Source organism: Thermus scotoductus DSM 8553 (assembly GCF_000381045.1).
Classification (GTDB): Bacteria; Deinococcota; Deinococci; order Deinococcales; family Thermaceae; genus Thermus; species Thermus scotoductus.
Window position 1 is genome coordinate 24,665 of the sequence record NZ_KB905729.1, and the last position, 23,603, is coordinate 48,267.

Annotated in this window: 23 protein-coding genes; 22 read left to right on the forward strand and 1 reads right to left on the reverse strand. The window is 60.7% G+C overall.

What is annotated here, in order from left to right:
- Positions 1-35: 35 nt before the first annotated feature.
- The 5 genes from F604_RS0100170 to F604_RS12810 are packed head-to-tail and all read left to right on the forward strand — an operon-like array spanning position 36 to position 5,537.
- Positions 36-1,958 (forward strand): hypothetical protein, encoded by a 1,923-nt coding sequence (locus F604_RS0100170; protein ID WP_019549897.1) that lies wholly within the window; start codon positions 36-38, stop codon positions 1,956-1,958.
- A complete protein-coding gene (locus F604_RS0100175; protein ID WP_019549898.1) occupies positions 1,958-3,808 on the forward strand; it encodes a hypothetical protein in 1,851 nt (616 codons plus the stop codon). Before F604_RS0100170 ends, F604_RS0100175 begins: the two co-directional genes overlap by 1 nt.
- 3 nt (positions 3,809-3,811) lie before the next feature.
- On the forward strand, positions 3,812-4,573 hold the full coding sequence (locus F604_RS0100180) for a hypothetical protein (RefSeq protein ID WP_019549899.1): 762 nt from the start codon (positions 3,812-3,814) through the stop codon (positions 4,571-4,573).
- The gene (locus F604_RS0100185) at positions 4,570-4,968 is read left to right on the forward strand and encodes a hypothetical protein (RefSeq protein WP_019549900.1); all 399 of its coding nucleotides are present in this window, start codon (positions 4,570-4,572) and stop codon (positions 4,966-4,968) included. Before F604_RS0100180 ends, F604_RS0100185 begins: the two co-directional genes overlap by 4 nt.
- A complete protein-coding gene (locus F604_RS12810; RefSeq protein WP_155984127.1) occupies positions 4,965-5,537 on the forward strand; it encodes a hypothetical protein in 573 nt (190 codons plus the stop codon). Before F604_RS0100185 ends, F604_RS12810 begins: the two co-directional genes overlap by 4 nt.
- A gap of 326 nt (positions 5,538-5,863) precedes the next feature.
- Here the strand turns inward: F604_RS12810 and F604_RS11700 are convergent, their stop codons facing one another.
- Positions 5,864-6,403 (reverse strand): hypothetical protein, encoded by a 540-nt coding sequence (locus F604_RS11700; RefSeq protein WP_019549902.1) that lies wholly within the window; start codon positions 6,401-6,403, stop codon positions 5,864-5,866.
- 1,403 nt (positions 6,404-7,806) lie between these two features.
- Here F604_RS11700 and F604_RS0100210 point away from each other — a divergent pair.
- The 17 genes from F604_RS0100210 (at position 7,807) to F604_RS0100295 (ending at position 23,603) form a co-directional block, all read left to right on the forward strand.
- Positions 7,807-8,148 carry a TrbC/VirB2 family protein gene (locus F604_RS0100210; protein ID WP_019549905.1) on the forward strand — a complete coding sequence of 114 codons (342 nt, stop codon included), beginning with the start codon at positions 7,807-7,809 and terminating at the stop codon, positions 8,146-8,148.
- A 15-nt stretch (positions 8,149-8,163) separates the two neighbouring features.
- Complete coding sequence (locus F604_RS0100215; protein WP_248644078.1) at positions 8,164-8,583, forward strand: hypothetical protein; 420 nt, start codon at positions 8,164-8,166, stop codon at positions 8,581-8,583.
- Positions 8,543-11,002: a TraG/VirB4 family ATPase gene (locus F604_RS0100220; RefSeq protein WP_019549907.1), complete on the forward strand. Its 2,460-nt coding sequence runs from the start codon at positions 8,543-8,545 to the stop codon at positions 11,000-11,002. The genes F604_RS0100215 and F604_RS0100220 overlap by 41 nt, the downstream gene beginning before the upstream one ends.
- On the forward strand, positions 10,999-12,054 hold the full coding sequence (locus F604_RS0100225) for a hypothetical protein (protein WP_019549908.1): 1,056 nt from the start codon (positions 10,999-11,001) through the stop codon (positions 12,052-12,054). Before F604_RS0100220 ends, F604_RS0100225 begins: the two co-directional genes overlap by 4 nt.
- Positions 12,055-12,064: 10 nt before the next feature.
- The gene (locus tag F604_RS0100230) at positions 12,065-13,225 is read left to right on the forward strand and encodes a hypothetical protein (protein ID WP_019549909.1); all 1,161 of its coding nucleotides are present in this window, start codon (positions 12,065-12,067) and stop codon (positions 13,223-13,225) included.
- Between the two features lie 3 nt (positions 13,226-13,228).
- Positions 13,229-15,676: a type IV secretory system conjugative DNA transfer family protein gene (locus F604_RS0100235; RefSeq protein WP_155984128.1), complete on the forward strand. Its 2,448-nt coding sequence runs from the start codon at positions 13,229-13,231 to the stop codon at positions 15,674-15,676.
- Between the two features lie 37 nt (positions 15,677-15,713).
- The gene (locus tag F604_RS0100240) at positions 15,714-16,148 is read left to right on the forward strand and encodes a hypothetical protein (RefSeq protein ID WP_248644080.1); all 435 of its coding nucleotides are present in this window, start codon (positions 15,714-15,716) and stop codon (positions 16,146-16,148) included.
- Between the two features lie 2 nt (positions 16,149-16,150).
- Positions 16,151-16,336, forward strand: coding sequence for a hypothetical protein (locus tag F604_RS0100245; RefSeq protein WP_019549912.1), 186 nt, complete (start codon positions 16,151-16,153; stop codon positions 16,334-16,336).
- On the forward strand, positions 16,323-16,802 hold the full coding sequence (locus F604_RS0100250) for a lytic transglycosylase domain-containing protein (RefSeq protein WP_019549913.1): 480 nt from the start codon (positions 16,323-16,325) through the stop codon (positions 16,800-16,802). The genes F604_RS0100245 and F604_RS0100250 overlap by 14 nt, the downstream gene beginning before the upstream one ends.
- Positions 16,799-17,542, forward strand: coding sequence for a winged helix-turn-helix domain-containing protein (locus F604_RS0100255; protein WP_019549914.1), 744 nt, complete (start codon positions 16,799-16,801; stop codon positions 17,540-17,542). The genes F604_RS0100250 and F604_RS0100255 overlap by 4 nt, the downstream gene beginning before the upstream one ends.
- A 22-nt stretch (positions 17,543-17,564) precedes the next feature.
- On the forward strand, positions 17,565-18,524 hold the full coding sequence (locus tag F604_RS0100260; protein WP_019549915.1) for an AAA family ATPase: 960 nt from the start codon (positions 17,565-17,567) through the stop codon (positions 18,522-18,524).
- Between the two features lie 557 nt (positions 18,525-19,081).
- On the forward strand, positions 19,082-19,318 hold the full coding sequence (locus F604_RS0100270; RefSeq protein WP_019549917.1) for a hypothetical protein: 237 nt from the start codon (positions 19,082-19,084) through the stop codon (positions 19,316-19,318).
- 430 nt (positions 19,319-19,748) lie between these two features.
- Positions 19,749-20,123, forward strand: coding sequence for a hypothetical protein (locus F604_RS0100275; RefSeq protein ID WP_019549918.1), 375 nt, complete (start codon positions 19,749-19,751; stop codon positions 20,121-20,123).
- A gap of 17 nt (positions 20,124-20,140) precedes the next feature.
- Positions 20,141-20,359, forward strand: a complete 219-nt coding sequence (locus F604_RS12815; protein ID WP_155984129.1) for a hypothetical protein — start codon at positions 20,141-20,143, stop codon at positions 20,357-20,359.
- A gap of 53 nt (positions 20,360-20,412) precedes the next feature.
- Entirely contained in the window at positions 20,413-21,510 is a 1,098-nt protein-coding gene (locus tag F604_RS0100285; RefSeq protein WP_019549920.1) for an ATP-binding protein, read from the forward strand.
- Positions 21,511-21,524: 14 nt separating this feature from the next.
- Entirely contained in the window at positions 21,525-22,670 is a 1,146-nt protein-coding gene (locus F604_RS0100290) for a vWA domain-containing protein (RefSeq protein WP_019549921.1), read from the forward strand.
- Between the two features lie 687 nt (positions 22,671-23,357).
- The gene (locus F604_RS0100295; RefSeq protein WP_019549922.1) at positions 23,358-23,603 is read left to right on the forward strand and encodes a hypothetical protein; all 246 of its coding nucleotides are present in this window, start codon (positions 23,358-23,360) and stop codon (positions 23,601-23,603) included.

Genomic DNA, 23,603 nt, shown 5'->3' on the forward strand with positions numbered 1-23,603 from the left:
GGGTATGGGCTTTTTAGGACACAGCAGGAGGGTTTATGCGGTTGCTAGCGCTTTTGCCCTTTCTATCCTTAACCCTGGCCCAGGTGGGCCTTCTGGACGGCCCCAGGCCCCCCACGGAGGTGCGGGGGTACCTGGAGGGCAACGCCCAGGAGGGCTACCGGGTGCGGGTGGAGTTCTACCTGGAAACCGGGACCAACCCCATCCAGGGGACCAGCTACCAGTCCCTCACCTGGAACGGCAGGCTCTACCTGTGCGTGGGGGGGTGCGACACCTTCAGCCTTTCCGGCTTCACCCCGGGCACCTACCCCAACGGGCAGGTGTACGACCTCTACGACAGCCAGAACCGGCTCAGGGGCAAGGCGGGCGTGACCACGGAGTACGACGCCTACAACAAACCCTACCGCTACCGGGTGGAGTACGCCGTCTGGCCCCTTCAGGGCACCAAGACCTGGCAGGCTTCCCCGGACAACCCCGTGCCCATGGAAACGGGAGGGTGGCTCACGGCCAGGCCCCCAGGGGGAAGCCCGGAGCGCTACCGCTACCCGGGAATGGAAAGCTACCGGCCCCCTTCCGGGGGGAGCATCTTCGCCGGGATTAGCCCCCAGGACCGGGACCTGGCCCAGAAGAGCCTGATTGACAGCATGGCTAAGCTGAGGGCCTTTTTCGGGAGGCTGGTGCGGGGGAGCGAGCTATGGTTCTTCGTGCCCGAGGTTACCCCCTGGACCTTCCAGCTGGCCCAGGAGTTCCAGGCCCGGGTGAGGGGACCGGTGCGCTTTGTGGTCCCCGAGGGCACGGCCACCAGCTACTGCCCCACGGTCTACCGGTCTGACCCCCGCTTCCACGTCCTTCCCAGGCCCTCCCTGGACAAAAAGGACGCCCTGGCGGTCATCTGGCCTCCCCAGAACGCCAGCCAGAAGGGGGCGGCCATGGCGGGGCGGTACCTGGTGGACCGGCCCGACTGGCCCGACGGACCAGACTGCCTGAGCCAGACCGTGGCCCTGGTGCCCACGACCTCGGACCTGCCCGAGGCCCGGGCGTACCTCTACGGGTGCATCTCCCAGGCCAACCTGAAGGCCCAGGTGCAGTTTAAGGAAACCAGCCTTGGTCCCGTGGGGTATGTGGACTACCGCACCTATAGGGGGAACTGGGACGGCAAGGACAGCTTTGACCTAGGAAACGGCTGGGAAACGATTCGTCTTTCGGTGAAGGGGGTGAGCACCAACACCTGGATCCGGGTAGAACCGGCGCTGGATGCCCAAGACCGGAACCGGGGATATGCGCGGGTATACAAGCAGGGTACTGTGAGCGTGGACACTAGCCAAACGGAAACCGCTACAACTCCCTGGTACATCAATCAAGGTCCCCCCCATAGCTACCTCCACAACGGGGAAAGCCTGACCATCAGGGATTGTCGGCTCACGAGGCAAATAGGAATCGAACACAGCTACGATAGCGGATTTGACGAAATCACGTACATCTACGAAGCCGTCTGCCAAATCTACGACACTGCCGGAAGGTGGAGAGGGACTACGGTCAGCGAATACCGCTACACCTATCGGTTCGTGGATTGGGAAGATAGGTTTTACTCCTACGTAACGGATAGCCGTTGGAAGCACAACCTTACTGTTTACCCCCTTCGGGAAACCATTCAAGGCTACTACGTCTACTGGTACCTCTCCCGCTGGCAGACCACCTGGCGGGCGGCCAAGGACAACGACCGGCCCGTGGAGGCGGGAGGGTATGTGACGGCGGAAGGGAAGCGGTACCGCATCCCTGGCCTCGAGGGGTACCTGATGCCCCAGGGCAGGGAGATTGAGGCGGTGGAGGGGGACCCCTACGTGACCTACATCACCCGTAGCCTCCTGCCCGACCGGAATCCCTACGCCGCCCTGAACCGGGAGGAGGGGAGGGTATGGTATAAACCCCTCTCCCAGTGGTGCCAGGAAAGGGGGAAGTAATGAGGGCGTTGTTCGCTCTGCCTCTCTTGGGCTTGGCACTGGCCCAGCAGAACCCGGGGCCTCAGTACCAGGACTGGACCAAGTACCTCCTCTCCCAGCCCGACTACCGGCTGGAGCAGGTGCTGAAGGGGAAGTGGCCCTACCTGGAGGTGTTGAGGAAGGACCGCTTCCGGGACTACCAGAAGGGTCCATGCGACTCACAAAAGGACCCCAACCAGTGCAAGGACCGGCTCCCCTGGGCGGAGGCCCAGGCCCACGAGTTCCGCCTCCCCATGTCCAGCCTGGAGGCCACCCGGGAGGTAGCTAGGGACCTCCGGAAGGCCTGGCAGAGGTTTGAGGAGCGGTACTACTGGCGGGTGATAACGGCCCTGAACAACCCCGCCTTCTACCTGGCCTACTGCACCTTCGGCCTGAAGGGGCCGGACCTGAATCCGCCTCTGCCGGACTTCCGCCTGAACATCCCCTCGGAGAGCTTGGACACCGCCATGCTGGGGAAGCTCACCCCCTTTGACCCGGGAAAAATGGCCTCGGCGGGGCTCCACAGCCTGGACCGGTACCTGCCCATCCCCCAGATTCCCAGGCAGGACTTCTGCGATGACCTGGGGCTGGAAATCCTCCCCATCATGTACATCCCGGGGTTTAAGGTGATGGTGCAGGGGTGGGAGGTCTTCCGCACCCCCGGGTACCCCTCGAGACCCCTCTGGTTTAACTGGGACGCCGCCGATGCCCGGGTGAAGGCGGCCATGGAGCACGCCTGGCAGAAGTACTACCCCGAGTACCTCCGGGAGGTGGCGGAAATCCTCCTGAAGCCCAGGCCCTCGGACCCAGGGAGTTTCGTCAGCAACTTGGGTATAACGGACTTCGCCAACCTGGGAGCCCCCAAGGTCTACCTCCCCATCCCCTGGCAGGGGCACCTCCTGAACGGTGGGGCGGTGGTGGCCCCGGTGTACACGGAACTGGTGCCCCGGGACCCCCAGGCCCTGTGGCAGTCCCTGGAGGGCATGTGGAACACCTACAAGGGGCTGATTGACCGAACCGGGAGCGAGGTGGAGAAGGTCTACTACTATGTGCACTTCTACCGCTCGGCGAGGACCCTGTACAACTCCCGGGCCTTCTACGGCATCCCGGGGCTGGCGGACACCCTGAAGCAGGGCCTGGTGCGCCTGATTGAGAGCCCCCTGCGCACCCTGACCCAGGGGATACCGGTCCTGAAGGGGTGCACGGGAAGCCTGGATGAGGTGGCGGATTGCGCCGCCAGCGCCCTCATGAAGGTGGACTGGGCGGTGAAGGCGGGGAACGATGTGGCCCAGCTTACGGGCAACAAGCCCCAGAACGAGCCCATCAAGGCGGGGAAGGAAAGCCCCGGCCTCTGGAAGTTTGAGGAGGCCAAGCGGTGGTTGGGCCCAGCTTCCTTGCCGGTCTATGAGAGTTTCGGGTACACCACCTTCTTCCAGGCCATGAACATCATGGAGGCCACCAACATCCCTGACGTCCGCAACATTGACCTTTCCCAAATCAACGCCAGCAACTGGGTAGGCTGGGCCTGGAGCCAGCTATCCCGGCTCATCGTGTACTGGCACGTGCCCATCACCATTGACATCCGCATGGAGTACTGCCCCCCATGCGTGCTGGCCTACCCGTCCCCTCCCCTGGAAGGCCCGGCCCAGCCCCTGGGGGTGGCCCCCTACACCCTGCCCTTTGTGGCGGAGAGGACCCACTGGCGCTGGGTTTCTGTGCCCGAGGGGTATGAGATACCCGGGGTGAAGGGGACGCCCTACAAGGTCCTTGGGGACCTGGGGGGCATCGCCCCGGACCTTTCGGCCCTGTACCGGCCTCTTTTAGGGAGGTGAACCATGCGTAGGATGCTCGTGCTGGCCGCTTTAGCCCTAAGCCCCGCCCTGGCCCAGTTTGACTGGCTCAGCAATCTGGACTGGGGGGGCATCAGCAACAACCTACAACGGGTGGGGGCGGTGATGAGTTGCAACCCCCAGTCCCTTTCCCAACTGGACTTCAGCCAGCCCAGCCTGGTCTTTCGGGGGGTGTACAAGGTTACCAAGTGCGTGCTCTGCCTGACCCTCAAGATGTGCGGCTTTCCCGACGACATGCTCTACCCCGCCGGGTGGAATGAGGTCCTGTCAGGGTTTAACCGGGGGGACATCATGATTGTGGGTTCGGGAGCCGGGGTGGAGGCCATCCTGGACTACCTCATCCTCATCGCCAAGGGGGGCACCTGCCAGAACATCTCCTACGGGGGTGTGCCCATCTACACCTGTCCCCCTGGGGGGATGCGGATCAGCAAGGCCTATGTGGTCACGGACACCACCACCGCAAGGCGGCTTAAGGAGAAGTTGAAGTCCCTCAATGACCCCAACCTCTTCAAGGTGGTGGGGGTGGGGGGCGAGAGGGACAGCCCGGAGCTTTCCCGGGTTCTGCTGGGCCTGCCCCTGGTGTGGTCCGGGGGGAAGCCCTACCTGTTCGCCCCGGGGTATTCCACCCCGGACCGGTGGCTCTGGCTCACCTTTGACGGGCCGGTGAGTTCCAAGGTGGCCCTGGTGGTGAACATCGCCACCCGGTATGTGGCGGACGCGGCCAGGAGGGAGGAGGAAACGAGGTGAGGCGTGCGCTTTTGAGCCTTGTGGTGCTTTTGGGCCTGGCCCTGGCCCAGGGCCTGCCGCAGGTAAGGGAAGTAGACGAGGACACCTTTTACTGGTTTGTGGTGAACCAGGTGCGGGAGGCCTTTGTGGTGGGCCTGCCTCCGGAGCGCATCGGGGATGCCCTTAAGGGCAAGCGGATTACCCTGGTCCTGGGCAGTGAAAAGCCCCCCGCCTGGGCCAAGGACGCCAAAGTGGTGCGGTTAGGGGGCACCCCCTTCAGCGGGGGGTTTATCCTGGCGGATAACCGGTGGTTTTTGGGCCGGAAGGTGGAAAGGGGGAAGGCCATCTGGGTTATCGTGGACAGCCCCCAGGTGGTGGCGGTGCTGAGGGGGTACTTTTCCATGGTGGTGAAATGAGGAGGGTCCTTGCGCTGAACTATAAGGAATACCAGAACAATCCCCTGGATAGGGCCAGGTTTTTTGGGGTGTTGCCGGTGTGTGAAGGCGAGGTGCGGGGCCTGAAGAGGGAGCGGTACCTGTGGGGTGAGGTCCTGGTGCTGGACAGGTACGGCAGGGAAGGGTACTTCTCTTACCCGCACTACACGCCGTCTTCCGATGGGGCCAGGAACGCCCTCGTGCGGTACGCTTTCGCCAAGGTCCTGGAAGCCAAAGGATACACCCTGAAAGGCAGGATAGGGGAAGTCCTGGTCTTCGCCTCCCCCGTGGGACAAACGGTTTTCCTTGCGGTCAAATGGGGAGGATACAGCCCTTCCGGGGTTAAGCGTTTGTACGAAAACCTTGCCCGGTATGTGTTTCAGACGGGAGGGGTGTTCTGGTTCCTCCCCGCCCCACACAGGCGGTTCGGGAAGTTTCTCAAAAAACACCCTTCAGCCGAACCTATCCCACAGGAGGTAGCCACAGCGGGGTTAGAGGCGTTTGCAAGGTTTGCGCAAGCGATTGAACCCAGAGAAGCCGTGAGCGGCTAGGGGAAGCCCAGAAGAGCCTGTCGGCGTTCTTTGTGAAGAAACGCAACTTATCCCTGACCACCTCCCTGGTGTAGTGGCCGGTGTCCACTTCCAGGTAGGCTTCTCCCCAGGGGAAGACCATGTAGGCATCGGGGGTTAAGGTATCCCCGTAAAGGGGGATTTCCCATTGGGAAGGAGCCAGCAGAAGCACCGCCTGAGTAGCCAGGAGAGCGTGGTAGAGGGCGGTGTCCGGGAGTTCGGCAAAGGGGGGGAGAGGGTAGACATCCAGAACCACCCTATTCCCCCCCTTGGCCTTTTCCCTGGCGATTTCTATCCGGCGAGAAACCCTACCTTCCAGGGGAAGCCGGTGTTTGGAGGCCATTCCCCTGGTCAGCACCGGGTAAGAAGAGGACATAGAGGGTTGTGCCACGGTCCACCTTCACCGTGCGGATGACCGCCGTCTGGTCTTGGGGAAGGGCCACAAGGTTTGCGGCCCGTGCCAGAAGGAAAAGTTCCAGCGAAGGAACCGTCTTCTGAACCGCCTGTCCCCCACCGGGCAGAGGCACCACGGTGGTGGCCTCCAGGGTGGCCTTGACAAAATCCGAGATGCCCCCCAAAGACCCCCGAACCAAATCGGCCAGCAGGGTGGGAGCCTCTTCCCCTACCCTGGCCGGTAGTCCATGGGTGGCCTCGGTAGCTTCCAGGGCCACGGCGTTGACGCTGAACACCTGCTTTTCCTTGACCATGGTGTCCAGGTCAATCCAAACCCGCCCCGTGGGGTCAAACCTGGCCCTGCCCACCAGCACGGCCCCGTCCTCCAACTCCACAGCCACCGGGACGGTTTTCCCGGGAACAAGATAAACCCCGGTGAGGAGCTTGCCCTTCATTAAAGTCCCCGGCAGGGGGTGTTTCCCTGACGGGAAAGCAGCCTGGGCCGGAACAGGAGAAGGAAATGAGGGCATACCGGGCAGAGAAGGCAACCCTGGGGTGGGCAGTGGGGCTGAAGACGGTGGAGGGGGCGCAGGCTGGGATTCCGCAGGCTTGCTCTCCCTGGGCGCTTGGTACAGCACCCAGGGGTCCTCAAGGTACGGGCTTTGCCCGTGACGAACAGACTGGGCCAAAACGGCCCCCATCAACAACAACCCCCAGGTCAAAGCCCGCATCACCGACCACCTCCCGGCATCTCAGATGGGTAGCTGGGCGGGTTTACAGGCGGTAGCGTAGGGGTGGCTTCCTGCCCCACCCCGGATACGCTCATGCCCGAGGGAGCGGGCGAGGAAACCACCAGCATCCCCCCGGTCTGCCCCGTGTAAACCTGCATGCCCCCCGGAAGGCTCTGACCGGAAGCCGTCTGCTCCACCGTAGGAGCGGGAGCCGGTGAAGCCGCTTGCGGAGCAGGTGAAGCCCCCTGAGGCATACCAGAAGCCGCATAGAGGACCATGGGGGGCGGGGAAACCGTGTACCCGCCAGTCTGACCCGAAGCCAGTGAAGAATCTGGTGGCGGCGGAGCACTGCTCCCGTAAGAACCGTACACAGGCGGTGGCGGAGGCGGCAGGTTGGGAACCGCACCGGTCCCGCCGGTAGCACCGGCGGTTGCCGAAGCACCGTTTGCACCTGTTGCCGAAGGGGTAGACGAGGACCCATCCGTGGCGGCAAGGGAAGAAACCGCCCCCGCTACGGACCCCTCGGATGGCGAAGCGTTTACCACCGGTAAATCCTTGTTTGGACCTTGGGTGTTTTGAGCACTCTCCTTGGTGGAGCTTTGGAAACTCTGTTCCCCTTCCCCCTTTACGGAACCGCCTTCAGCCAACTTTCCAGCCGCTACCGCTCCTATACCACCCCCTTTGGCCTCCTTCTTGGGGGCGGTGCCGAAGAAGAAGGCGAAAGCGAAAAGCCCCCCGACCACAAGGAACAGAAGAAGCCCGATCTTCCTCTTATCGGGAACTTTGCCGGTGGGGTGTTCCCGCATGAAAAGGCGGGAAAACAGGTTGTTGATGGCGTCCCGGCGCTGTGAGCGGGCGATTTCCCTCTGAAGCGCCTGGGTAAGACCGCCCCCCAAAAGGAGAGCAGAGCGGTAATCCTCAGGGGCTTCCTCCTTAAGCCTCTTGAGGAAGTTCACCCAGGCCGGTGTACCCGGCTCGGGCATCTCCGGGTACTTCTCCTTCAAGGCCGACTTGATGGCTTCCCTGTCCACCTTCTTCTTACTTTCCACGATTGAATATTACGGCATCACTAGGCAAGTTGACAACCCCAGGAGATATGTGCTAGCGTTTGGATGAGAAGGAGGTGAATGGTGAAGGCAAGGAACGTGCTGAAGCTGGTGAAGGCCAATCCCGGTTTGGCCCTGGGGGTTCTGATGGTCGTGGGGAGCCAGGTGCTGGCCCAGGCCGCCAACCCCCTTTCTGCCCCGATGACCCGGATTCAGAACATCATTTGCGGCATCGTGGATGCGGTCACCGGGCCTTTTGGGGCGGCTTTAGCCATCATCATGCTGGCCCTGGGCTTTGGCGGGTTGATTATCGGGAACCGGAACTCCATGGGGCTGATTATCACCGCTATTGCGGGCGGTGCCCTTCTCCTTGCGGCGAAGACTTTGGGCAACACCATTTTGGGTGCCACGGGTTGCGCATAAGGCGGTACCTGGGGTGTGGAAAGGGGGACTTCGGTCCCCCTTTCCAAGGTTAGGAGATTGGAGATGAGGAGGAGAGTACCCAGGTTAGACACTTCCCTTACGCTTTTTGGTCTTCCCCTGGGGATAGTTGTTGCTTCTCTGTTTGGAGGATTCCTGGCGCTTCAGGTGGTGCAGACGCTGGTGGCGAACATCTGGGTTCGTGGGCTGGTGTCCCTGGCCGCCGTGGTGCTGGTGTACAGGGTGAGCATCTGGATTAACGACAACTACGGGTACGGTTTTGGCTGGCGGTTTATCCGGTTTATCACGAAAGCGGATGTGTACTACCCTTCCGAACCCCAGAAGGAAATCCCCTTAACCCTTTCCAGGGCTGGGTTGCCCGATGAAGGAGCGGACCATGAGCCTCTTGGGAACGAAGACCTTGCCTTTAGCCGATGAGCTTAACCAGTGGGAGTTGGAGAACGGGGTTATCTTCACCCGGGACGGGAGGATGGAAGTGGGGGTGCGGATTCACCTCCCCCCCATGCTCCTGTTTTCCGACCAGGACCTTCTGGACTTCACGGAAAAGTTCGCCCAGTTTCTCCGGTTAACGGTTCCCGAGGGGGAACGCTTCCGCCTCCTGGTAGAGGCCCGCAGGGAAGCCCAGGAATACCTCGAGGCCATCCGAAGGGAAAGGGGAACCTTCACCCACCCCATGGGGCAGGTGTTTTTTGAAGAGAAGCTCCGGCTTTTTGAAAAGCTGGCGGCAGAAGGCATTTTGCGCACCTGGCGCTATTACGGGTTCTTAAGCCTCACGCCCCCCCGGGGGAGGGTAAGGGGGATGTTTTCCGAGAGGGAGTTGCGGGAAGCCATGGACAAAGCCCAGGCCGTGAGGTCTGAGATGGCGGTCCAGTTGGCTTCCGCAGGGGTAAAGGTGGAAGTGGCGGATGACGAGGAGCTTTTCAGCGTCATGTGGCGGTGGTTCAACCCCGAGAAGCCGACCCCCAGGTACGAGCCGCCCAGGGAGCGGGCACCTTACGGTACCCCCGATTACCGTGGTTTGACCCAGCAGTTAGCCCAGACGGAGGTGGATAACGCTTATCCCACGTACATCCGGGTGGGCAACTACTGGATAGGCGGAATAGCCATGGCTACCTCCCCGGATGTGACCTGGCCGGGCATAGCGGATGCTCTGCTGATGACGGAAGGGGAGTTTTACCTGGTGGTGGACTGGTACCACAAGCCGATAGAGCGGGAACTCCGAAGGATGTCCACCACCTTGCGCACCGCCACGGCCATGAGCAAGAGCGATACCGTGGTGGACCCCAGCGTGCATGTCAAGGCGGAGAACTACGGGGAAGCCATGAGGCGGGTGCAGGGGGAGAACCGCCACATCTTTGAGGTGGGCATCCACCTGGTGCTCCTGGAAAACGATTTGCGGAGCATCAAGCGCAAAATCCCCATGGCGAAAGGCAGGTTTGCCAATGTGGGAGCCGCCAGGGCTATTCCCGTAGCCGATTTCTTTGAAGCCTGGGTTTCCCTTTCCCCCGGGTCGGGAAGGGTGCCCTACTACAAGGCCACCCTGCTGGAGGACAACGCCTCGGACCTCATGCCCACCTGGACCCCCTGGCGGGGATTGGACCGGGCCATGGCCGTGTACGAGGGGTCTGGGGGTGTGCCGGTGCAGATAGACCTCTTTTCCGACCGGTTCCCCGCCAAGCACGGGATTGTGGTGGGGGGCAGTGGACGTGGCAAGAGCTTTTTCGTGCAGTCCCTCATCAACCAGGTGGCCCTCAGGGGGATAGAGGTCGTCATCGTGGACCGGGGGTTCAACTATGTGTCCCTGGTGGAGCTTCTGGGGGGGAGCGTGGTGGTACTGGACCCAATAGAGGGAGCCAGCATCAATCCCTTTGAACTCAGGGAAGGTGAACTCTTCCCCCCGGAAGAGAAGAGGGACCTGATACGAGCCCTGTTCCGGGCCATGGTGCCCCCGCCCCAAAACGAACAGGAGGCTTCCGTGGAAGAAGCCATCTTCATGAGTGCCGTGGAGCAGACCTACCTCATGCAACAGCAGGAAGACGTCCACGGGAACAAAATTCTGGAACCCTTCACCCTTTCCACCGTGGTGCGGAAGCTGAGGAACATGGAGCAGGTCAACGGCAAGCCCATGGGTCCCCAGGAAAAGGAAATCGCCAACCGGCTGGCCTACGTTCTGGACAACTGGACCGGGGATTCGGTATACGGCAGGTTGATAGACCGCCCCTCCACGGTTAACCTGGACAGCCCCATCATCTACTTTGAAACCAGCAGGTTGGGAAGCGATGGGCCGCTAACCCAGGTGGGGCTTCTCCTCATCTCCGACCTCATCTGGAAGAAGATAGCCAAGAAGCCGGGACCCAAACTGGTGGTCCTGGACGAAGCCTGGGCGCTTCTGAAAACCCGGTACGGGGCTACGGTGGTGGAGAGCCTGTACCGGCGGAGCCGGACCTTCGGTGCGGCCATCTACGCCATCACCCAGGAGCTTAAGGACTTCACCACCGGGTACGCCCAGGGCATCATCAGCAACACCTACTACCACTACTTCCTTCCTGCCCCCGGGCAGGAAGAACACATCATGAACCTCTTCAACATCCCGGAGAGGGCCATCCGAAATGCCTACAAGAACCTGGAGTTTAAGAAGGGGCAGTACTCGGAAGTGCTGGTGGTGCTACGGACGGGAACCGGTTTGGAAGGGGGAGTGGTGCGGGTGAGGGTTTCCCCCCTGGAGTACTGGGCCTATACTACGGATGCGAAAGACAAAATCCGTAGAGAGCAGGCAGTGGAAAAGTATGGTAGTCTAAAGGAGGCCCTTCTTGCTCTGGCCCGAGGGGAAGCATGAAGCGGTGGGTAGTGGTTCTGACAATCGCTATCCTCTCCCTGGGAACCCCTTCCCGGGCGCAAACCTTCTGGGACACCCTGGGCAATCTCCTGAACCAGGGGTGCAACCTGACCGGGCAGTTCAACTTCGGGAGCAACTGGGAATGGCTCTGCACCATTAAAAGCGTGTACAGCAACTTCAAGTGGATTGCGGACAACTTCAGCCAGTACATGCAGGACCTCACGGTGCAGATGTTTATCGGTGCCCTGGAGGGCACCATGCAGTCCCTGGGGTGGTACATCGGTCCCGGGGTCAACCAGTTTGCGGAGGACCTGGCGAACTTTGCCAAGGATGTCCGCCGGGCTCCTCAGCTTCTGCGGCAGGCCATTGCCAGAGCCATGCTGGAAGACGCCAAGCAGAAATACCTTCCCTTAACCGGCAGATACCCCGCCTACAGTCCACCTGACCTTCTGGAACGGCAGAAGAACACCAACCCCACCATCGCCACGGGATACCTGGGGCAGTTTATGAACCAGGTGAAGCAAATCGGTAAGCGGGCGGGTGCGGTGGAGGCGGTGTCCAATATAGCCAAGGAAATGGAGAAAAAAGGTGAGTCCCTAACCAATGTGACAAAGCTGACATCGCAGATACTCACACCGAAAGAAGCCGAGCAGAGCACCAACGGCGTGGTAAAAACCGGTGTCGCGGACACGCTTGTGGAGAGGGCTAAGACGGCGGCTTCCGCCCGGGAGGTGATGGAGATAACCGTGGAGGCCATTTCCTACCTCCTTCGCCTGCAGGCCGCCAGCAACCCCCTTCTGCTGGATTTCATGCAGGCCCAGTTGCAGGCCCAACTGTACAGCAACGGGTCCATTATCGGGCTCTACGACCAGATGGCGCAACAAGCTGAGAACGAGGTGGGGCAGGCCGAGTTTGAGCTTCAGGCGTATGCCATTGCCGCCAATGAGGGAGCAAGGGAGGCGGAGCTGGAGCTGGGCAACATCAGCAACATGTTCGTTGATATAGCCAGCATGGCCGACAACCTGCCGGACGGGGGGTCCTTGCAGTGGTAGGAGGTGAAGCATGAACCTTCCCGGAATACCCGACTACACCTACTTCATCTCGCAGTTCATCAACGGGGTGCAGGGTATAGGTCTGAGTACCTGGTTCAATGTAGCGGCCCAAACCGCTATTGTGTTCGCTTTCGTATGGGCCATAGCCCTCTTCGCCTGGGGAAACCGCATGGCGGCTCAGGCCACTTTCATCCGGGCTATGGTGGCCCTCCTTCTCTTCAACCTGGGCACCCGCCCGGAAGGACAGGCCCTCAGGGCGGCCCTTTACGACGGGTGGAAAGCCGCCCACCAGAGTGCGGTAAGGAAAGGTGTGTCCCCCGTGGCTAACGCCATGGGCAATGCCCTGAACGACCTGAAAGACATGACCAAGCAAACCCTGGTGGTAGCCAGCACCTTTGCGGTGGGTGGGTTCACCGCCCAGGTGCTGAAGGGTGGAGTCAGGGGAGCGCAGGTGGCGGTACGGGCGGCTACGGAAGCCAAGGGGAAGCTGGGTGGAGCCCAGAAGGGTATTGCGGGAACCGGTGTTTACCAGGCGGTGAGGGCCAGCACCCAAAGGATAGGATGGGGAGCCCTCATGCTCACCGTTCCCTATACCGCCGCCATGATGATTTCGGGAATCATGGTGTACATGGCGCTGGTACTGTTTCCCCTCGCCGCCACGGGTCTGGCCCTGGGGTATTCCGGGCTGGTTCGGGCCGTGGCAACCCTGTACCTGTCCGGGCTTCTGTTGGGGGTGGCATCCCCCCTGGTGTTCGGGGCATCCGTTCAACTGATGATGCACAATAGCGTCCGGCAGATACAGCAACAGGTACAGCAGGTCATGGCCCAGGCTGAGCAGATCAAGCAGGTGAACGAGGCCAACATCGCCCGCTTGCGGAGCGAGGTGGAAACCTATGCCCAGGAAGTCATCAGCTCCTCTGGACAGCAACAACCGCAAAATGCCTGGCAGAGGTTCGTGGACTGGATGGGGGACCGGGTGTCCGGGGCGGCCAATGCGATTAACAACGCCTTCAACGCCCTTCTCACACCCCTCAACAACATGCTGAATGCCCTGACCACCTGGCTGGTATCGGGGTTAGTGAGCATCGCCCTTCTCATCATCTCTACCCTGGCTATCATCATAGGTTCCGCCTGGACCGTCAACCGCTTGGCGGGGGCCATCAGGGTATAGCCCATGAAAGCCGGTGTGGGGAACAACTCGGGAAAGCGGATTTGGCTGGCGGTGTTCGTCCTGACCCTCCTCCTCATCTTCGGGGGGATGGTCTACGGGTTCTGGACCTTTGTCCGGGGGGTTATGGAAGCCGCCGGGGAGTTGCAGGCACGGGGTGTGAGCGTTTTTCAATGCCTGGGCAACCGTGCCTGCAACCAGTGGTTCCAGAACAAGGCGGCTTCTCGCTTTGACGCCAACCTGCCTTATTACCTGCTTCCCCTGGTTCCCCTGGCGGCCTTAGCCAGGGTGAGGCTGAACGAGAAGCCCAGGAAGGCTCCCGGGCTTTCCCGCTTCGCCACCAAGGACGACCTGAGCAGGTACCTGCACGGAAAGGACCGGAGCGGGTGGTTGGGGCTTTACGAGGGCAAAGTGGTTCGGTATCCCTTCAGGGCCAGGTTTGCCCACACCCTGGTGCTGGGCCAGCCCGGGGCGGGGAAGACCAGCCGTTTCTACGAACCCAACCTCCTGATGGATGCCCTGGACGGCAACAGCGTGGTGGTCATAGACCTGAAATGGCCCAACACCCAGGGCTTTCCCCGGTTTATCCCCGTCTTTGAGAACACCGGGCACAGGATAGAGCTTTTCCTGCCGTACACGGAAGGTACCAAAAAGCTCCCCCTGCTTCGGGATGCCGCCGACCCCCTGGTAGCCATGGAGATTGCCGAGGGGATTATCCCCGTAGACCAGAAGGCCACCACCATGACCTTCTACAAGGAGCAGGAACGGGCTATCCTCTCGGTGCTCCTTCGGCTGGAAGCCACCGTAGGCACGGGGTCCATGGGAAGGCTGGTGCGCCTGCTGAAGCAGGGGTACAAGGAAGTGGAAAGCTTCGTGGAGGACCTGGGGGACGAACGGGCCAAGGAAGAGATGGGCTTTTTCATTGACCTGACCCCGAACCAGAAGACGGGGTTGATAGCGGGCCTTCTGGGCAAACTCCAGCCCTTTGACGACCCCCGCCTTGAAAGGGCCACCAGCCGGGGCACCGAGGAGGAAGAGATTGATGTCACGGAAATCGCCCGCACCCCCACCTTCTTCTACATCGGCATTCCCCAGGACCAGCTTATGGAGGGTGTGGGGCAGGTGTTCCTGCAAATGGTGGTGCGCTACATCAACCGTACCCTGTTGCGGGAAGCCCGCTACCACGGTGGGAAGTGTCCCGTCCCGGTAATCATCTACCTGGACGAGTGGGCCAACCTGGGATACCTGCCCGGCATGGACGTAATGTTGGCAACGGTGCGGGAACGCCAGATAGCCTATGTGCTCACCTTGCAGAACCTCTACCAGGGCATCAAGGACTACGGGGAAGCGGAGTTCCGGGCCATCGTGAACAACCTGGGACACTGGGTCATCTTCCCCTACGCCATCTCCATAGAGGACCGCATGTACCTCAGCAGGTTCATGGGGGAAACCACCGCTTACGAAACCGCCGTAGCCCGGGGATGGTCAGGGGTTATCCCCGTCTTTGACCCCAGATTGCAGGTGGTGGAGAAGGAAGTGGCCCGGGCACTCCTATCCCCCCTGGAGATGAACGAGTTTCAGGAGGGCCAGGCCCTGGTGATCGGCCCCGGCATCTATCCCGTGCAGGTGTGGCTACCCCGGGTGGACGAAAGAAAAATCGGGGGGTACCGCAATCCCCTGTACGCCTACGGGAAATACCTCGGGGAACTCAGGAATGCCCCGGAAGAGGTCATGGCAGAGGTGGAAAGGAGGCTCTTCGCCGTCCCGGAAGAAGCAGAGCGTTCCCCCGTGTCCCGCTTCCGGGAATGGGTAGAGGCGGTGCTGGAAGGCCAGTACCCTGTCAGGCTCTTCCGGGACCCCAAAACCCTGGCCCTCACCAAGGTCCATGTGGACCGGGAGCAGTTGCCCGAAATCCTGACCTCTCCCCCTTTCTTCCCCGAGTGGAAGCGGCAGGGGTGGGCTAGGTTTGAGAAAAACGACAAGGCCATCGCCATTCTTCCCAAAGGGATGGATGTTCTCCCCGGGGAAACCCTGAAGGCCCTGGAGCGCCTCGGCCTGGCCTGGAAGCTCATAGATTGGGTCAAGGACCACCGCAACCTCATCAAGGGAATATCGGAGGACGTCAAATCTCCCATGGCCTACTTTGAGGAAGCAACCCTGATTATCCCCGAAACGGTATACCGGGACATCTTCGGCGAAGAACTCCCCAGGGTCAGGGAACTCCTGTCCCCCCAGAAGTCTACTCGCAAAGGAATGAAGGGCGTAAAACTACCCGCTGTGGTAGAATACCCCTGGGATAACAGGGATGAGCCCGATAAGGAAGCGCCCCGCAACCCACGCACCGACCGAACCCCCGGAGAACCCCAAGGGGTTCCCCCGGGAGAAGGGGATTCACCCAAGCAGGGCGCTGATAAGAAGCGGCATCCTGGCGGTTTGGATTGGCTTTTTGAGTAGCGCCTGGGCGTTTTCCTGGGAGGGTTTTCTACCCCTGGTGGAGAGGGGTCAGCACGTGATGGTGGTGGCCCCTGTTTTTCGGGAGAGGCCTCTGATGGAGGCCATATGGAGGCGGCTGAGGGATGGGAAAGGGGGGGTGTACCTGGTGGGGTCAAGGGAGGCCCCCAACGATGGGGCCAGCTACTTCCTGGTGTTTTCTTACTGGGGAGCGGGGCTGTATTTGGTGGACCCCTGGCCCTTGAAGCCTGAGGGGTCCTTTGTGCTGGTGGATGGGCGGCGTGGGGTATTGGGACCCCAGGTGGCGGGGCTTTCTGACCCTGACGGGAAAACCCGGGAGTTGAGCGAGGAGGAGGTCAAGGTCTGGTGGGAGTACGGGAGAAAGCTGATAGCGGCGGGCAGTGAGTACCGGTATGACCTGAAAGCGCAGGCTCTTCTGCATGTGATGCGGCGGTTAGGGCTGATTAGGAGGTGAAGATGAGGTTTCCCCTGTGGGCGAAGGTGCTCCTGTGGTTGGAAGTACCCATGGTGTTCCTGCTGAACATCTGGCTCACCCCGTATGCCGTTCTCGTGGCCTGGGGTGTACCCATCCTCTGGGACCGGTGGGTAAACCATCTGGAGCTTATGGAGGAGATGGCCTATCTGAAGGATGAGGGGCATTAAGGCAGTCATCCCGGTAGCCGTTCTCCTGGGATTGGGATACGCTTGCGGGTATGTCCCGCACAACCTTTGGGAGAAAACCTGGCGCTACGCCATGGGATTCGGGGTAGACCCCTACCTGGTGGCGGCGGTGGTCTGGGTGGAAAGCGGCTACTGCACAGGTGCGGTGGGTAAAGCCGGGGAGCTTGGCCTGGGCCAGTTCATGCCTGGGACCTGGAAGCGGGTGACGGGAGCCCCCCTGGAGTGGCGGGCTCATCCCGATTGGGCGCTCTGGGCCACGGCCAAGCATCTGAGGGAGCTTTGGGAGGCCACCCGGGACTGGCGGCTGGCCCTAGCCGCTTACAACGCCGGGCTGGGGGCAGTTAGGGCGGGGAGGATACCGGCCTCCACCCGGAGGTATGTGGAGAAGGTGCTGAGCACCTACTGGCATTGGGTCAGACGGGTTCAACCCGTGAGGGGAGAGAGATGAGGCTGAAAGGCTTCCTCAGCGGGCTTCTCATCCTGGCTTACACCTTTGCCCTGGTGATGTCCACGGGGCACCTCAGCGAGTGGTACCGGCTTACCCTGGGCAGTCTGCCCGGGTGGTTTGCCGTGGGATTGGCCGCCGCCCTGGAGATGAGTGCCTTCTTGCTTTCCCTATTGTCCAACTCCCTGCTAAAGGGGTCCAGGTGGGCTTCCTGGGGTGCAGTGGTAGCCCTGGGATTGGTATGGGTAGGCAACTACTTCTCCATGCGCCGGGCCGGAGAAGGGATACCGGAAGTGGAAATCTTCCTGTCCTCCCTCTTCGTGCCTGTGTCTACCTATGTGGTAGCAAAGGTTCTCGGTGAACTGCTGGAAGTAGACCCCAGGGTCGCCCGGGTTTCCAGCGTAGTTGCTTTGCCCGAGTCAGCGAAGCTATCTTGTGGGCAAACACATTTGCGTAAGCAAGGAGACCAGGATACGGGCTACGCCCATGACACGGGTTCCGCCCGTGATACGCCCGTACCCCCGGTTTTACCGGTAGACCGGGACAGGCAACCGCCCCGAAGGGATTGGCGGAGAGCGTACCTGGAAGCCCTGGCAACGCCCAGGGGAGCCCGGGAGCTTGTGGAAACTCTCGGGGTAGCCAAGCCCACGGTGTACAAGCAACTGAAAATCCTGGAGAAGGAGGGCAGGGTGCGCAATCTGGGAGGCAAGTGGGTAAGGGTGGAAGAGGTTCATTTGGGGTAGGGGCCCAAAGCGGAGGCCGTCCATGTGGGATGATGCCGAGCGGCTCAGGAAGATTGAAGAGGCGGAGAAGCAGGGTACGGAGAGGTTGCTTTCCTACTTCCCCGCCTGGATACGCAACATACTGACCGAGAACATTGACGGGGTGGAGGAAGTAGCCATGGACCTGGGTCGTCCCCTGGTGGTGCGCATCCGGGGCGAGCAGATACTCTACCGGGAAGTCAGCCAAGGGGACATTGAGTACTTCTACAACAAAGTGGGGAGCTTCCGGTCCAACGGGAGGGCCGGTATACCGGGAACCCTGCACCGCATATCGGTAATCCGGGATGCGGACGAACTGGCAATAGGGTTCACCATACGCTTTGGGAGGGCCATCCCGGGCATAGCCGCTCCTCTGAGGGAATGGATAGGAGGCAGGGAATCCACCCTCATCATCGGACCACCCGGTGTGGGCAAAACCACGCTCCTTCGGGGCATCGTGGAAGAAAAAGCGAAAACCCTGAAAGCCCGTTTGGTCATCGTGGATACCTCCAACGAAATCGCCGGGGACGGCACAGTACCCCACCCCATCATCGGTTCCGCCCGCCGCATGATGGTGGGCGACCCCCGCAAACAAGCCAACATCATCATGCAGGCCATCACCAACCACTCCCCGGAAACCATCGTGGTGGACGAAATCGGCTACCACGGGGACGTGGAAGTCCTGGAAACCGCCAGACGCCGGGGCGTGGACATCGTAGCCACCGTCCACGGCGAAGACCTCCGGGACGTCCTGGAAAACCCCGTCCTTAAACCCCTCCTGGGCTACCCAGACCTGGAAACCGGTAAACGCCTCACCCGCCCTACCTTCCAAATCGGCATCGTCGTCCTGTCCAAAGGCATCTACAAAGTCTACCCCAACTTTACGGGGGCCATAGACCAGGCCCTGCGCAAGGAAGACCCCGAGGGTATCACCATCAACACGCTCACTAAAGCCCAGCCCTAGGTTAAGCGAGATACTTCCTAACACAGAAAATAAGCCCATCAGAACACCACGAGGTATAATCCGTGGTGAAACCATTTTGGATAATGGCGGTTTAGGAGCTTAGAGGGGCGTTTAGGGGCGGGAAAAGCCGGGGGTTTTCCGGTGTTTTTGGTGCGCCCCGGGTGGGGATGTGTCCCCCCTCCCCTGCCCCTCCCCCCAAAGGGGGGAGGGGTTAAAGACGGCAGGGCACCCGGTGGACCTGGTGTGGGGGTGTACCAAGTGAGCCCGATGTGCCCCTGATGTGCCCTGCCGGTCTGACAGGTGAAAGGAGGCAAACGATGGAGCGAGGCATAGGTATGGCCTTCGCCCCTGCGTTCCTGCTAGCACTCTCCCTCCTCAGCTTCCTGCTGGGAAGGGAGTGCACCCCAGAAATCCTGAGCGGCATCTGCGGAATGCCAGAAGCCAAAACTCCAGGGTGGTTCCTCCTGGGAGCCACTCTGGTGGCTCTCATGACTTACCGGAAACAACGGCGGGGGGCTTAAGCCCCCCGCCTGTCTGAGAAGCGAAGGAGGTGGAAAATGGTCTTCTATCTTACCACCGGTAAAACAGCCTTCGGTTCAAAACGGGTCAGCGACAAACAGGTTCTCTACCACGCCCTCAACACAGGTGTGGTGTTCGTCCACCCCGATGCTATCCGGGATGGCACCGTCCACCCCAATGACTTCCCTGCCGGGGTGGAACTGGTGCTCACCGACACTCCACCACCGGATGCCCTGATACTGGCCCCGGCCCCAAAAGGCTGGGTGGTGAAGTAGTCCAACAAGCGTGGTTCCCCCTGGGAATATCCCGGGGGTGGGATTGGCCTGAGAGGGGAGGGGCTCAGGCAAAACACTTATGGGCAAACGTAAAACACCTCTTCAGAGCCTTCCCCGTGGCCCCGAATGGGGACGGGGAAGACCAACCGAAATCCATCTGGACCGCAGAACAAAACGGCAACGGTCCCGTGGGGACCAAAAAAGAAAAGCTATCCGGGAAGCCCTGGAAGACCTGGATTAGCCGCATGGGGAAAGCTATGAGAGAATACAAGAGCCTCAGAACAATCTCCCTCTTCCTTCAGTCCCGTAAACACACTAAACCTGTGGCCGGTCTTGGTAAGGAACTTAAAAAGCGGGCTCACAAAATCACCCGCCGTCGGAACAAGATCATTACCGCCCTGGAAACTGAAACCCTCTAGGAGGTGAAACCATGGACAAAGTGAGGGAAACCGTTAGCAGGCTAGTGTCCCGGTTCCTCGGGGAAGTGTACCCAGAAGACCGGGACGTGCTCGTGGATATCGGCGAAAAGCACATCGTGATAACCCTTTTCCTGTCCTCCGACAAACTCCAACTCGTGTACGACTTCTCTACCCAACTCGGGAAAATCATTGTTGTGGACAAGGAATATGTTTACCTCGGGGACGAGGTAGAGGAAGAAAGGGAGGTGGTAAAGGAAGGAATACTGAAAAACTCCCAGGACCAGGTCCTATTCACCTGGATAGGGCCAGGCAACCTTCCTTTCTGGGTTGAGAATATCCTCACCCAAGAGGGGATTAGGGTCCTCATGCCTGGGAGTACACAATAGACCCGGTACCCCCAGGCATGCGGTACAAAGAATACCGGAGCTTAATCCTGTTCCTGTTCGCAAAGGGGAAAACAGATGTGCTTGCTGTCGTGTCTGTACCTCAAAGAAAGGACCTTTTCCCCAGCCAGCTTTCCTGGCTGGAAACCATGGCCTGGTTGGCGGGAAAAGCCGGCTTCTCGGGCACCAACCAGGCCCTGAAAGCCATGCTCCTGTTCCTCAACACCGACCTTGATTAACCCCACGGCGGGGGCTTTAGCCCCCGCCAGTCCAATAAGCGAAAGGAGGCAACATGTTCAGAGAAAACGTGGAGGCCCTCTACACTTGCCTTCTGGGCAACATCCCGGTCATCCTCTGGGGACCGCCAGGGGTTGGCAAAACCGCCACTGTGTCTTATCTAGCCAAGACCTTGGGGTGGCACCTGGAAGTGGTCATTGGGGCCACCCGGGACCGCACCGATTTCGGAGGGTTCCCGGTGGCCCGGGACGGAAGCGTGGACCTCGTTCCCATGCCCTGGGTGAAGCGCCTGATAGAGGCAGGAGAGAGGAGCATCTTATTCTTGGATGAACTCTCTTCCGTCCCGGAGGACGTGAGGCCCGCCTTGTTACGGGTCATCAACGAACGGTGCGCCGGGGACGTCTACCTCCCCGGCAGAATCGTGGCCGCCGCTAACCCCGGAAATGTTGCAGTGGGGGGCCTGGACCTGGAACCCCCCATCGCTAACCGCCTCCTGCACCTGGAATGGACCCTGGAACCCAAGGAATGGGCCTTGGGCATGAGGGAAGGCTTTGACACCCTCTACCCACCCCTCCCTGACCCCAAACCCTTCGCCCATGAGGTGGAATGGGCCAGGGAAATGGTGGCCCTGTACGTGGAGAGGAACCCTCTCCATGCTTACATGGCCCCCAAGGGCGAAGAGGCTGGGAAAGCCTGGCCCAGCTACCGCACCTGGGATATGGCCGCCCGTGCCCTCGGCGTGGCCCGCGCCCTGGGCTTCAAGGAAAACATCCAGGCCACCCTGGTAGTGGGAGCCGTGGGGAAGGTGGGGTACTCCTTCATGGCCTTCCTGCAAGAACTGGACCTCCCAGACCCCAGGGAGGTCATGAAAAACCCCAGCCTCCTGCCCTCCCGGGACGACCGCACCTACGCCACCCTCATGGCCGTGGCCTCCACCACAGCAGGGGAGTGGAACGCTGAAGCCTGGAGAGCGGCCTGGCGGGTTATCGGCTACGCCGCCGAAATGGGTAAGGCAGACCTAGCCGTACCCGCCGCTGGAAGACTTCTCCGGGCTCTGGCCCAGGCAAGGGAAGAACGAAAGCCCTCCTTCCCCGTGCCCAAAGAAGCAGAACGGTTCCTGCCGCTACTGAACAAGGTGGCAGAGATGCGGTAGACCGGGAGGTAGCCATGACCCAAAACGAACGCATCCGGGCCGCCAGGACCGCCCTGGTGGCCCGTTTCCCCTACCTCTACCCCGTGGCCTACCTGCTGTCCCTGGTGGAAAGCGAAAAGCTACCCACCATGGCCGTGGATAAGCGGGGAAAACTGTACTACAACCCCCGCTTCGTGGACGCCCTCACCGATACCCAACTGGTGGGGTTGCTGTGGCACGAGGTCCACCACATCCTGCGGGAACACGTGGGACCCAGGGGGGAAGAACTCAAGAAACACCCCCTGGGCAACATCGCCCTGGACCTGGAAATCAACGACGACGCTGAAGAAGCCGGGGTTGACCTGCCCCGGCCTCCTCACCCTTACGGCGGCTACTTCCCCCAAGACCTGGGCCTGCCCCAGGGACTCCTGGCCGAGGAATACCTGGAACTCCTGAAGGACCAGCCCCCACCTAAGGAACAGGGAAGCATGGACCAACACGGTCCTGGACCCTGGGAAGAGGAAGAAGGCGGAGAAGAAGGGGTGAACGAAGGCACCCTGGAGGTGGCCCGCAGGGCCGTGGCCCAGAAGGCTAAAGAGTACGAGGCCAAGGGCAGGGGAACCCTACCCAGCGGTATGCGCCGCTGGGTGGACCAAATCCTCAACCCCCAGGTGGACTGGCGAAGCGTCCTCCGGCGCATGGTCAAGGGAACCATCGCCCACCACCTGGGCAAAAAACGCCCCACCTACACCAAACCTAACCGCCGGGGACACGCCTACCACCCGGTAATCATGCCCGGCTACTACGGCCTAAAACCGAAAGTAGCCATAGTGGTGGATACCTCCGGGTCCATGGGCAAAGAAGAACTCGCCCAGGCCCTGGGGGAAATCCAGGGCATCCTCCGCCAGGTTAGGGAAGTCACGGTCATCTCCACCGACGCCGCCGCACATACCGCACAAAAAGTCTTCCGCCCGGAACAAATCACCCTCATGGGCGGCGGCGGCACCGACATCACCCAGGGCATCAAAAAGGCCGAGGAACTCAGGGCCGATATCGCCATCGTCATCACTGACGGCGATACCCCATGGCCCACCAAACCCCCCAAAATAACCACCCTCGCCATCATCATCGGCAACCACCAACCACCCCCACCCTTCATCCCCCACATCACCATCCCCTAAAAACCCACATCCCAACAACACCTGTGGCAGTTCGTCCTTCCGTGGAACCACTTTACACACCTGTGTAAGTTTGCCCGTGCCCTCCAGGACGGCATTTGTGATAGTTGACCCCCCGTGTGGAACTATGCTGACAACATACTTCCACACTTTTTATGCCGTCCTGGACGGCATCTGTGATAGATGGGGGTTCATAGAGGGGGAAACTTTACCCTTTTGTAGTTGAGTGCATCACTGTCAACACAGAAGTCCTTCACAAGGCCAAAGTGGGCTACCGGTAGGCTTTTCTGCACCACCGGTAGCCCCATAACACTGAGTACCATGATATCAAGAGGGGGGAAAGTTTTCACAAACCCCCCTCTTCGTACCCCCTACCCCTGGTTCCATCTATCACAGATGCCTTAAGAAAGGCACTTTGGTGCACTTTGTGTACCAAAAATGCCTTGTGTGCACGCCTGGTGCCTTTGGGGCACCGGTGGTGCACCTACTGCACCACCGGTGCCAGGGGTAAACCAGGTTCTTTCAGGAGCCTTCTGAAGAAGCAAAGAGAGAGGGGCAACACTTTCCCCCTCTCTCCAATCCACCCTTTACGGTTCTCAGGTTAGCAGGTAAGGGGCGGTTTGTCAACTGATGTAGGCAAAAACGGTGGGGCGTAAGCCCCACCGGTCTGAGTGGTGAAGGAGGTGAGTGATGAAGAACGGCAAGAAGGCAAAGGAGCGGGAGCAGTACAGGGTTTTCACCACCCGTGAGTACACGGAGGGTGAGGAGGAGCGGACCTTCTGGGTCCGCATCGGCACGGCGTTCAAGGGGGAGAAGAGCATCCAGGTTCTCCTGGACGCTCTGCCTCTGAGCGGGAAGCTGGTCATCCTCCTGGAAAACGGGGAGGATGAGGACGACCAGGAGGCGGAACTCACCCTGCCCAAGCGCCGTAGGTAG

What these genes read in the sequence shown, in the direction of transcription:
- F604_RS0100225 (WP_019549908.1), top strand. Translation starts at nt 10,999, where the DNA reads ATGAAGCGGTGGGTAGTGGTTCTGACAATCGCTATCCTCTCCCTGGGA.
- F604_RS0100230 (WP_019549909.1), top strand. Translation starts at nt 12,065, where the DNA reads ATGAACCTTCCCGGAATACCCGACTACACCTACTTCATCTCGCAGTTC.
- F604_RS0100235 (WP_155984128.1), top strand. Translation starts at nt 13,229, where the DNA reads ATGAAAGCCGGTGTGGGGAACAACTCGGGAAAGCGGATTTGGCTGGCG.
- F604_RS0100170 (WP_019549897.1), top strand. Translation starts at nt 36, where the DNA reads ATGCGGTTGCTAGCGCTTTTGCCCTTTCTATCCTTAACCCTGGCCCAG.
- F604_RS12815 (WP_155984129.1), top strand. Translation starts at nt 20,141, where the DNA reads ATGCGGTACAAAGAATACCGGAGCTTAATCCTGTTCCTGTTCGCAAAG.
- F604_RS0100220 (WP_019549907.1), top strand. Translation starts at nt 8,543, where the DNA reads ATGAGCCTCTTGGGAACGAAGACCTTGCCTTTAGCCGATGAGCTTAAC.
- F604_RS0100295 (WP_019549922.1), top strand. Translation starts at nt 23,358, where the DNA reads ATGAAGAACGGCAAGAAGGCAAAGGAGCGGGAGCAGTACAGGGTTTTC.
- F604_RS0100270 (WP_019549917.1), top strand. Translation starts at nt 19,082, where the DNA reads ATGGTCTTCTATCTTACCACCGGTAAAACAGCCTTCGGTTCAAAACGG.
- F604_RS0100245 (WP_019549912.1), top strand. Translation starts at nt 16,151, where the DNA reads ATGAGGTTTCCCCTGTGGGCGAAGGTGCTCCTGTGGTTGGAAGTACCC.
- F604_RS12810 (WP_155984127.1), top strand. Translation starts at nt 4,965, where the DNA reads ATGAGGAGGGTCCTTGCGCTGAACTATAAGGAATACCAGAACAATCCC.
- F604_RS0100180 (WP_019549899.1), top strand. Translation starts at nt 3,812, where the DNA reads ATGCGTAGGATGCTCGTGCTGGCCGCTTTAGCCCTAAGCCCCGCCCTG.
- F604_RS11700 (WP_019549902.1), bottom strand. Translation starts at nt 6,403, where the DNA reads ATGAAGGGCAAGCTCCTCACCGGGGTTTATCTTGTTCCCGGGAAAACC.
- F604_RS0100175 (WP_019549898.1), top strand. Translation starts at nt 1,958, where the DNA reads ATGAGGGCGTTGTTCGCTCTGCCTCTCTTGGGCTTGGCACTGGCCCAG.
- F604_RS0100250 (WP_019549913.1), top strand. Translation starts at nt 16,323, where the DNA reads ATGAGGGGCATTAAGGCAGTCATCCCGGTAGCCGTTCTCCTGGGATTG.
- F604_RS0100285 (WP_019549920.1), top strand. Translation starts at nt 20,413, where the DNA reads ATGTTCAGAGAAAACGTGGAGGCCCTCTACACTTGCCTTCTGGGCAAC.
- F604_RS0100255 (WP_019549914.1), top strand. Translation starts at nt 16,799, where the DNA reads ATGAGGCTGAAAGGCTTCCTCAGCGGGCTTCTCATCCTGGCTTACACC.
- F604_RS0100290 (WP_019549921.1), top strand. Translation starts at nt 21,525, where the DNA reads ATGACCCAAAACGAACGCATCCGGGCCGCCAGGACCGCCCTGGTGGCC.
- F604_RS0100260 (WP_019549915.1), top strand. Translation starts at nt 17,565, where the DNA reads ATGTGGGATGATGCCGAGCGGCTCAGGAAGATTGAAGAGGCGGAGAAG.
- F604_RS0100210 (WP_019549905.1), top strand. Translation starts at nt 7,807, where the DNA reads ATGGTGAAGGCAAGGAACGTGCTGAAGCTGGTGAAGGCCAATCCCGGT.
- F604_RS0100275 (WP_019549918.1), top strand. Translation starts at nt 19,749, where the DNA reads ATGGACAAAGTGAGGGAAACCGTTAGCAGGCTAGTGTCCCGGTTCCTC.